Source organism: Frankia sp. CgJB1, from assembly GCF_977947065.1.
The window spans coordinates 1,607-10,939 of sequence record NZ_CDWTNB010000143.1 but is presented as its reverse complement, the minus strand read 5'-3'; the positions used below and the strand labels follow the sequence as shown (position 1 = coordinate 10,939).

Below are 9,333 nucleotides of genomic sequence, written 5' to 3'. Positions count from 1 at the left end.
AGACGTACGCCTTCGGGCCGGGCACGGCGTGCCACAGCGAGGCGAGCAGGTGGGTCTTGCCGACACCGAAGCCGCCGTCGAGGTACACCCCCGGCCGCATTCCGGACGGGCCCGGCGCCCCCGCCCCCCGGGTCAGGAGCCCGAACAGGCCGCCCTTCCCGGAACGGCCCGCATGCCCGGAACGGGCTACAAGTTCGGAACGGCCCGCATGCCCGGAACGGCTGGAACGATCTGAACGGCGGGACCGCCCGGAGGAGGCGGTCAACCGGTCGGCGAAGGCGGACAGCGCCATGACCGCGGCGGCCTGGCTCGGCTCGGCCGGATCGGGCAGGTAGCCGGCGAACCGGACCGCGTCGAACCGGGGCGGCGGGACAAGCGCCGCGACCAGGTCCCCGGGTGGCACAATCGGCCGGCGATCGACGAGACGCTGCGCCACCCGCCCAGCGTACGGAGACGCCCGTACCCGTCGCCCCGGCCGGCGGTATCGCGGCCGACGTCACAACGCATGGGTTCGCCGCCGACCTGGGTTCGCCGCCGATCGGATGACCAGCACCGTCGCCCGTTACAGTCGGCCCGGTGCGGCGCATCTTCCCGGTTCCACCCCCGTTCGCCGGTTCCGCGGGGGCCGCCGGGCTCGCGAGGAAGGCCGAGGAGGCCGAGGATGCCGTCGAGGACATCGAGGACATCGATCTCGACGAGGCGTACGCCTACCCCTCGTCCGCCGCGCACACCCCCTACATCCGGGCGAACTTCGTGGCCTCGGTCGATGGGGCCGCCGAGGTGGGCGGCCGCTCGGGCCCCCTGGGCGGGGAGGCCGACCTGCGGGTCTTCCGGTTGCTGCGCTGGCTCAGCGACGTGGTGCTGGTCGGTGCCGGCACCGCCCGGACGGAGAACTACGGGCCGGTGGTCATCCCGCCCGAACGGCGGGAGCGGCGCGTCGCCGCGGGGCTCGCGGCGGTGCCCCCGATCGCGGTCGTGACCGCGACGGCGGGCTTCGACCCGGGTGCCCGGCTGTTCAGCGGGGGGATCCGACCGGTGCTACTGACCTGCGAGACCGCACCCCTCGACCGGCGTCGGCGGCTGGCTGCGGTCGCCGACATCGCGATCTGCGGCGGCAGCGCCGTCGAACCCGACCTCGCCGTCCGGGCCCTGGCGGAACGGGGAATGACCCGCATCCTCACCGAGGGCGGTCCGCTGCTGCACTCCCAGCTCGCCGCGGCGGGCCTCCTCGACGAGCTGTGCCTGACGATCACCCCGGTACTGGCCGGGCCGGGCCGGCTCGGGATCATGAAAGGCGAGCCGTGGCCGGCACCGGCCGCGCTCACCCTGACCCAGATCCTCACCGAGGACGACGTCCTGTTCCTGCGTTACCGGCGCTGAACCGGCGTTACCGGCGCTGGCCCGGCACCGGCGTCATCCACAGGCGGCCGGACCGGCACCTGCGTCATCCACAGTCGCGTCGCCGCGCGGGCGCGGGCGGGCGGGCCGCTGTTAGCGTCGCCACCGGTGAACCTGATCACGATCTGGGTGGTGTGCGCATGACGGTGCCCGAGGGACGTCGCGCGACGGTGGCCGTCGCCCTGGCCCAGGCCCGGCGTGCCCGGCTGGACGTGGCCGCCGCGCTGGAGCGGATCTCGGCGGTCGGCGCCGAGGCCTGGGAGGGTCGTCAGGCCGAGATCTGGCAGCGCCGGATGCGGCGGCTCGCGGCGGAGGCGGCCATGGCCCTCGATCGGTGCGTGCAGGCCCGCGAGACAGCGTTCGTTGCGGCAGGCCCCGGCGGGCCGGTGTCCCCCGTCCGATCGGCGGGCCCCGGCGGGCCGCGGAAGGTCAGCTGACGCGCATGCCCGGACCAAGCGACCGGGTGCTCGTCGACCCCGATCGGATGCGTGTTCTGGTGTCCAGCGTGACCGAGGCCGGGGAGCTGCTGCGCTCCTGGTCCCGCGCCCTCGCCGCGGCGTTGGCGGATGCCGGGCTGCCGCTCGACCCGGCGGAACGGCTCGGCGCGCTGGAGGACGAAGTCGAGGCCGAGGTCACCATGCTGCGGCGCCGGCTGCGCCTCGCCGAGGGCGTCGACGACGGGATCGGCATCACGATCAGGCCAACGTCCGCCCCGATTCGGCAGCCGGTGCCCCGCGAGGCGCCGGGCATTCCCGGTACCTCCGAGGCGCTCCGCACCTTCGAGCAGGCCGTGGCCGCCGGACGGGCGTTGGCGCACTCGCTGCGGGGGGACGGGCCGAGTCGGCACGGATCAGGCCGGGGCGGAACGGGCAGAGGCGGATCAGGGCTGGGCAGAACGGGCAGAATGGGTGGAACGGGTGGAAACAACTCGGGCATGGTCACCCCGCGTGACGCGCTGACCGTGCTGCGGTCCCGGATGAACGATCCGGACTTCGTCCTGGGCTTTCACGACGCGCTGGGACCCGACGGGCTCGCGCGGCTGCTCTACCGGGTGGAGGGACTGTCGCGGGGGCCGATGGTCCACCGTCCACCCGAACCGCTCGGCTTCGACCGGCGGGAGGCGGAACGGATCCTCGGCGCCACCCTGGCCTCCTACAGCCACCGGCGAACTCTCGACGCCGCCTGGCTCGGCCGGTTCAACACCGCCGGGAGGACCGACACGGCCGAGACGGTCCTGCTGACCCCCCTGCTCGCCTCGGCCCGCCTCGACAGCGTGCTGCTGGGCCGGATGGCCTTCGGGTCGGGTGACCGACCGGGTAGCGGGCCGGGTGACGCCGCGGCCGCCCCGTCGGCGCCGCACGACGTCGGCCTACTCGCCCCCGCCGCAGCCGGGCTCACGAGCCGGGGCCGACCGACCGTCACCGACTACCAGGGGGTGCTGCTGGACGCCATCGCCGCGGCCCCGGCGCTGGCCGCCCGGTTCGCGGCGGACCACATCGACACCATCCTGCGCGGCGCGGCCGTGCTCGCCCTTCCGCTGCCGGTGGATCTCGCGACGGCCCGATCCCTGGAAGATGCCTGGATCCGGCTGGTGGCCGCGGCGGGAAGCCAGGAGAGCCGCCGTGCCGATCCGCGGGCCTCGGCCTCGTTCGTCTCCCGGCTAGCCCTGGCCGTGCAGGCGACCGGTGATCGGCCGTTGCTCCTCCGGCTGCGGGCGGCCCTCGTCCCGGCGCTACGGACCTATCGGGACGAGCTCTACGACGCCGTCACCGCCGTGGTCCCCGGTCCCACGGTGGACCCGCGGGCCGGGGCCGCGGCGGAGCAGTCCGCCCTGGTCAAGCTGATCCCGATCGAGGCGTGGGAGTCACTGCTGCGGGAGGGCCTGCGCGGCGGGGCGCTGGCCGGTCTGCTCGCCCAGGACGTCGCGACCTACGGTCTTCGTCTCGAGGACCAGGTGGCCGCCTCGGCCCAGGGCTGGAGAACGGCCCCCGGCGGGTATCCGTCGAGCCCCCTGGCATTGGGCTACCTGCGGGTCGAGCGCGCGCAGGCGTTCTTCGCCGGCGCCCTCGCCGATGCGACCGAGGCGATGCTGCGCGAGCACGCCGACGCGGTCGGCGCCCACCGCCGGCAGCAGGCGGTGCTGCTCGACGTGCTCGGGGAGGTGGGCAAGTCCATCGATCCGACGAGTCCAGCGGGCACCTTCGTCCATCTGGGCGTCGGGGTCACCGTGGAGATGATCGAGGCCTGGATCCGGGCACGGCACAGCGACCTGCCGACCACCCGCCCCGCCCAGGTCGTCGCGGACCTGCGGGACGCCTCCCGGGTCCTGCCCGGCTGGGCAGCGGCCTACGAGACCAGCGCCCGCCGGCTCTGGGCCCGCCGGGATCGTGACCCGCTCCGGCCGATCGCGGTGACCCCCGCCGGCGGGCCGTGCCGCGTCTACATCGGCGATCCGAGGGCCGACGGGTTCATCACCTCGCCGGCGGAGAACTTCCTCGACGCCTCGGGGAATCCACGTCCGTCCGCGCGGATGACGCCGACCCAGCGGCGTGCCTATGCCGCCTGGCTCGCGAGCCCGGCGATGGTCGCGAACAACGACCGCATCTCGTTCCTCGACGGCCGGGCCGGCAGCCGCGGATCCTCCCTGCCACCGGACTGGGGGCGGCGGCCGGGCTGACCCCGGTTCTCCCCGTCACCACCGGCTAGATGATCATCCCGGCGCCGAGAGTGGTCCCGGTCGACTCGTCGATGAGCAGCACGCTGCCGGTGTTCCGGTTGCGGCGGTACAGGTCGTAGCACAGCGGGGACGTCGTCCGCAGGGCGATCCGGCCGATGTCGTTCAGACCCAGCGTCTCGACGGTCTCGTCGCGGTGCAGGGTGTCGATGTCGACGCGGTAACAGATGTCGGTGACCATCGCCCGTACCGAACGGGTGGTGTGCTTGATCCCGATCCGGGCCCGGCGGCGCAGCGGGGCGTCGACCATCCAGGAGACCATCAGGTTGAGGTCCTGGCCGACGGCCGGCTGGTTCATCGGCCGGGCGATCGTGTCTCCCCGGGAGACGTCCAGATCGTCCTCGAGCCGGATGGTCACCGACATCGGCGGGAACGCCTCGTCGACCGGGCCGTCGAACGTGTCGATGCCGGCGATCCGCGTGGTCAGCCCGGAGGGCAGGACGACGACCTCGTCGCCGGGCTTGAGCACCCCGCCGGCAACCTGACCGGCGTACCCGCGGTAGTCGTGCAGGTCGTCGTTCCGCGGCCGGACCACCCACTGCACCGGGAAACGCACATCGATGAGGTTGCGGTCGGAGGCGATGTGGAGCTCCTCCAGGTGGTGCAGCAGCGAGCTGCCCTCGTACCAGGGAGTGCTTGGCGACCGGGAGACCACGTTGTCCCCGCCCAGCGCGGAGATCGGGATCGTCGTGACGTCGACGATCTCTAGTTTCGCCGCGAAGCGCCGGAACTCCTCCTTGATCTTCTCGAAGACGTCCCGGTCGAAGTCGACGAGGTCCATCTTGTTCACGCAGAGCACCAGATGGGGCACGCGCAGGAGGGACGTCAGGAAGGCGTGCCGGCGGGTCTGCTCGACGACCCCCTTGCGCGCGTCGACGAGCAGCAGCGCGAGGTCGGCGGTGGACGCGCCGGTGACCATGTTGCGGGTGTACTGCACGTGCCCGGGGGTGTCGGCGAGGATTAACGACCGCCGGGGCGTGGCGAAGTAACGATACGCGACGTCGATCGTGATGCCCTGCTCCCGCTCGGCCCGCAGACCATCGGTGAGCAGCGCGAGGTCGACGTAGCTGTCGCCGCGCTCCCGGCTGGTGCGCTCGACCGCGGCGAGCTGGTCGGAGAACAGCGACTTCGTGTCGTAGAGGAGCCGCCCGATCAGGGTCGACTTCCCGTCGTCGACGGACCCCGCCGTCGCGACCCGCAGCAGCTCGGCCATCAGAAGTACCCCTCCCGCTTACGGTCCTCCATCGCCGCCTCACTGACCCGGTCGTCAGCCCGGGTCGCGCCGCGTTCGGTGAGCCGGGTGGCGGCCACCTCGGCGATGACCTCCTCGACGGTCGCCGCGGTTGACTCGACCGCTCCGGTGCAGGTGATGTCGCCCACCGTGCGATAGCGCACCTGCCGGGGCGCCGCCGTCTCACCAGCCAGGGGCCGGGTCAGCGGCGTGACCGCCAGCAGCATGCCGTCGCGCTCGAACACGTCCCGGCGATGCGCGTAGTAGATGGAGGGGATCTCCAGCCGCTCCTGGGCGATGTACCGCCAGATGTCGAGCTCGGTCCAGTTCGACAGCGGGAACACCCGGATGTGCTCACCGGGGCGGTGCCGGCCGTTGTAGAGCGACCACAGCTCAGGGCGCTGGTTCTTGGGGTCCCACTGGCCGAACTCGTCCCGGAAGGAGTAGACCCGTTCCTTGGCCCGCGCCTTCTCCTCGTCCCGGCGCGCGCCGCCGAACATCGCGTCGAACTTGTTGTCGGCGATGGCGTCGAGCAGCACCGGTGTCTGCAGCTGGTTACGCGAGGCCCCCGGACGGGTGTCTTCGGTCAGCACGCCCGCGTCGATGGCGGCCTGGACGGAACCGACCACCAGGCGGGCGGCGAGCTCCGCCGCCCGCCTGTCCCGAAACTCGAGGACCTCGTCGAAGTTGTGCCCGGTGTCGATGTGCAGCAGGGGGAAGGGCAGCTTCGCGGGCCAGAAGGCCTTCTGCGCGACCCGGAGCATGACGATCGAGTCCTTCCCGCCGCTGAGCAGCAGGGCGGGACGCTCGAACTCCGCGGCCACCTCGCGGAAGATGTGGATGGCCTCGGCCTCAAGCATCTGCAGCTGGGTGAGCTCGTAACCCATCACCGGCACGCGAAACCCCCCCGTCGAGGCGATGTGTCCCACCAAAGTAGCGGACACGGCGGCCGTGTCGGCGGTTTCGGCGACATTACGCCCCTCACGGTGGACCCACAACCACGACCGACGTCATCCAGAACAACCATGGATCAACAATCGCTACCCTCTGAAACCACTCCGCAACCACTCCGAGGGCATGCGCCTCAACCGCCGGAGCCCCCCGCGGCGCCGATCGCCCGGAGAACCTCCGATGCCCAGCTCGCAGCACAGATGACCAGGTCGGGCAGCAGCGGGTCGGGCTGATTGTACCGCAGCGGCGAGCCGTCCAGCCGGCTGGTGTGCAGCCCCGCCGACCGCGCGACCGCCACCGGGGCGGCGGAGTCCCACTCGTACTGGCCGCCGGCGTGCAGGTAGATCTCGGCCTCCCCGCGGATGACGGCGGCGGCCTTCGCACCAGCCGAACCCATCGGGACGATGGTGGCGCCTAGTGCCTCCGCGACCTCCGTGACCAGCTGTGGAGCCCGGGTCCGGCTGACCACGATCCGTGGCGGACGCGCCTCGGCCGGCCGCGGCGGCAGCCCGCCCGCGCTGGACAGCGTCAACCCGAGCGCCGGCAGCGCCACCGCGCCCGAGACGAGCTCGCCGGCCTGCCAGAGCGCGACATGCACCGCCCAGTCCGACCTGCCGGGTTCGGCGAACTCGCGGGTGCCGTCCAGGGGGTCGACGATCCAGACCCGCTCCGCGGACAGCCGCGCGACGTCGTCGACGCCCTCCTCGGACAGCACAGCGTCCTGCGGGCGGTGCCGCGCCAACGCCCGGGCCAGGAGCTGATGCGAACGCGCGTCCCCGGCGTCACGCAGGGTCGCGGGTTCGGCGAACCCGACCTCCTCCCTGATCCGCAACAGCAGTTTGCCGGCGTCCGTGGCCAGCCGTCGGGCCAGGACGTCGTCGTCGAGTTCGTCGGTCGCGATGTCGACCGGCACGGTGGACGGCGGGCGGGTGTCATCGGTGTTCATTGGGACGGAGTCTGTCACCAGCTACCGTCGCAAGTGTGAGTACCACCTCCCATCCCGCCCCCGGTCCTGATCACCACCCCAAGTCCGGTGCCAACGGTGCCGCCAGTGTGACCGGCGGGTCCGGCGGGTCCGGCGGGTCCGGTGTGACCGGTGGGTCCGGTGTGACCGGCGGGTCCGGACCAACCCCCGTCCTGGCGACACCGGCCCGGGTCGCGGAGCTGACGGCCGCGTCGGTCGCTTGGCCGTCGCTGACCCTGCGCCCGGCCCAGCTCGCCGAGCTGGAACTGCTGCTGCTCGGTGCTTTCGGGTCGGAACCTGGTTATCCCGAGGATCCCGAGATCAATGGCGTGCCGGTGCCGACCCTCATCGTCGGCGCGGCCGAGGCCGGCGCACTGACACCGAGCTCCACGGCGGCCCTGCGGGACACCGAGGGAGTGATGATCGCGGCGCTGCACCTCCGAACGACCATTCCCCTGCCGGACCAGCCGGGGGGTCCGGACGGGCCCCGGGTCCGGCTGGTCGGCACGGTCGAGGGCATCCGGCTGCCCCACCACCCCGATCATCCCGGCCTGCGGCTCACCCCGGCCCAGGTCCGGGCCGAGCTGCTCGCCCGAGGCTGGATCAGCCTCGAGGCGGATTCCGGCGCGTGCTGGGCGGTGTGGGCGGACGGCCTGCTCCACACGGCGGACGTGGGCCGGATCCGGGCGCTGACCCGGCAGGACAAACGGTGCGTCGTCCTCGCCCCGGTGGGTGGCGCCGATCCCGCGGACGCTGGGCATCACCTGCGGGTCCGTTGCCTGCTCGCCGCCCTCAAGGCAGTCGACGCCCCGTTGCGGGCCGCCGAGGCGACGCTCTCCTCGGAGGCGCTCGCCGCCGACGCGATCAGCCCGCCGGGTATTGCCGGCCGGCGGTCGGAACCGCCGCCGGACCCCTACCGGCGGCCGAAAGCCGGCGAGGCGGGAACGCCGGAGCACCGCAGCCTGCTGGTCCTCGTTCCGGTCATCCCGTCGGAGGCGCTGGCCACCCCCCGCGAGCCGGGCATGAGCGCGACGGTCCTGAAAACATCCGCGAAACCGAGCGGCGCGGCGGCGGGGGTACCGGGCCCGGCCACGGCCGTGACGCCCGCCCCCCCGGCACCCACGGACCTGGCGGACATCGCGTGGGCGGCGGCGGGCGCGGCCTGGACAGGCGTGGAGACGGCGGCGAGCTCCGCCGACGAACTGGCGAAACTCGCCGCCCAGCGGGCGCATCTGGCCAGCTTCTACGGCCTGACCGGCAGCCTCATCGGGCCGGCGATCGGCGCACCCGGGCGGGCGGAGCTGGCCTCGCTGCTCGACGCCGGCAACCCGATACCGGCCGAACTGACCCCGCCGACGGTGGCCGCGGAGCTCTCCCGCGCCATCCCACCACGTTCGAAGCGAGGCCTGGCCGTGTTTCTCACCGGGCTGTCCGGCTCCGGGAAGTCGACGCTGGCCGGCCTGCTCGTCTGCCGACTACTGGAATACGGCGGACGCCGGCTCACTTTGCTCGACGGGGACGTCGTGCGGGCCCAGCTGTCCCAGGGACTGGGATTCTCCCGCGCCGACCGCGACATCAACGTCCGACGGATCGGCTTCGTCGCGGCCCAGGTCGCGGGAGCCGGAGGCACCGCGGTGTGCGCGCCGATCGCGCCGTACGCCGACGTGCGCGCCCAGGTCCGGGAGATGGTCCGGGCCGCAGGCGGCGGATTCGTGCTGGTACACGTGTCCACACCGCTGGAGGTGTGCGAGGCGCGGGACCGTAAGGGGCTCTATGCCAAGGCGCGCGCAGGCGTCCTGCCCGCCTTCACCGGCGTGTCCGATCCGTACGAGATGCCGACCGACGCCGACGTCACGGTGAACACCGCGGAGCTCTCCGCCGAGGACGCCGTGGACCGGATCATCGACCACCTACGCCACGCCGGCTGGCTGGCTGGCTAGCCATGCGGGCCCCTAATACGCTCCCTCGCGGCGCAGCACGGCGAACACGGTGCGCCAGAGGATGACGAAGTCCATCGCCAGTGACCAGTTCTCGACGTAGCGCAGGTCGAGACGG

At 72.9% G+C, this 9,333-nt stretch carries 8 protein-coding genes and 1 pseudogene; 4 read left to right on the top strand and 5 right to left on the bottom strand.

Translation table 11 applies throughout. The features are described from left to right. Window positions 1-436 (bottom strand): annotated as a pseudogene (locus AC08OT_RS15360) (cell division protein ZapE); the annotation flags it as partial. Window positions 437-576: 140 nt separating this feature from the next. Between AC08OT_RS15360 and AC08OT_RS15355 the strand changes: the two are divergent. From AC08OT_RS15355 to AC08OT_RS15345, 3 genes are all read left to right on the top strand, one after another. Then, on the top strand, window positions 577-1,380 hold the full coding sequence (locus tag AC08OT_RS15355; protein ID WP_476593725.1) for a pyrimidine reductase family protein: 804 nt from the start codon (window positions 577-579) through the stop codon (window positions 1,378-1,380). Between the two features lie 158 nt (window positions 1,381-1,538). Continuing rightward, entirely contained in the window at window positions 1,539-1,835 is a 297-nt protein-coding gene (locus AC08OT_RS15350) for a hypothetical protein (protein WP_476593724.1), read from the top strand. A 5-nt stretch (window positions 1,836-1,840) separates the two neighbouring features. Next, window positions 1,841-4,075: a hypothetical protein gene (locus AC08OT_RS15345; RefSeq protein WP_476593723.1), complete on the top strand. Its 2,235-nt coding sequence runs from the start codon at window positions 1,841-1,843 to the stop codon at window positions 4,073-4,075. Between the two features lie 25 nt (window positions 4,076-4,100). Here AC08OT_RS15345 and AC08OT_RS15340 read toward each other — a convergent pair whose 3' ends face one another. The 3 genes from AC08OT_RS15340 to AC08OT_RS15330 all read right to left on the bottom strand — a co-directional run bounded on the left by AC08OT_RS15340 (window position 4,101) and on the right by AC08OT_RS15330 (window position 7,260). Continuing rightward, on the bottom strand, window positions 4,101-5,345 hold the full coding sequence (locus AC08OT_RS15340; RefSeq protein WP_476593722.1) for a sulfate adenylyltransferase subunit 1: 1,245 nt from the start codon (window positions 5,343-5,345) through the stop codon (window positions 4,101-4,103). Continuing rightward, window positions 5,345-6,259: a sulfate adenylyltransferase subunit CysD gene (gene cysD / locus AC08OT_RS15335; protein ID WP_476593721.1), complete on the bottom strand. Its 915-nt coding sequence runs from the start codon at window positions 6,257-6,259 to the stop codon at window positions 5,345-5,347. Before cysD ends, AC08OT_RS15340 begins: the two co-directional genes overlap by 1 nt. A 188-nt stretch (window positions 6,260-6,447) precedes the next feature. Beyond that, the gene (locus tag AC08OT_RS15330) at window positions 6,448-7,260 is read right to left on the bottom strand and encodes a 3'(2'),5'-bisphosphate nucleotidase CysQ (protein ID WP_476593720.1); all 813 of its coding nucleotides are present in this window, start codon (window positions 7,258-7,260) and stop codon (window positions 6,448-6,450) included. A gap of 161 nt (window positions 7,261-7,421) precedes the next feature. Here AC08OT_RS15330 and cysC point away from each other — a divergent pair, with 161 nt between their 5' ends. Then, complete coding sequence (gene cysC, locus AC08OT_RS15325; RefSeq protein WP_476602957.1) at window positions 7,422-9,218, top strand: adenylyl-sulfate kinase; 1,797 nt, start codon at window positions 7,422-7,424, stop codon at window positions 9,216-9,218. A gap of 12 nt (window positions 9,219-9,230) precedes the next feature. Here the strand turns inward: cysC and AC08OT_RS15320 are convergent. Continuing rightward, window positions 9,231-9,333, bottom strand: a 103-nt coding sequence (locus AC08OT_RS15320; RefSeq protein ID WP_476597049.1) for a sugar transferase, incomplete at its 5' end; no start/stop codon positions are given.

Coding starts and splice junctions, on each gene's coding strand:
- AC08OT_RS15350 (WP_476593724.1), top strand. CDS start 1,539: ATGACGGTGCCCGAGGGACGTCGCGCGACGGTGGCCGTCGCCCTGGCC.
- AC08OT_RS15345 (WP_476593723.1), top strand. CDS start 1,841: ATGCCCGGACCAAGCGACCGGGTGCTCGTCGACCCCGATCGGATGCGT.
- AC08OT_RS15340 (WP_476593722.1), bottom strand. CDS start 5,345: ATGGCCGAGCTGCTGCGGGTCGCGACGGCGGGGTCCGTCGACGACGGG.
- AC08OT_RS15330 (WP_476593720.1), bottom strand. CDS start 7,260: ATGAACACCGATGACACCCGCCCGCCGTCCACCGTGCCGGTCGACATC.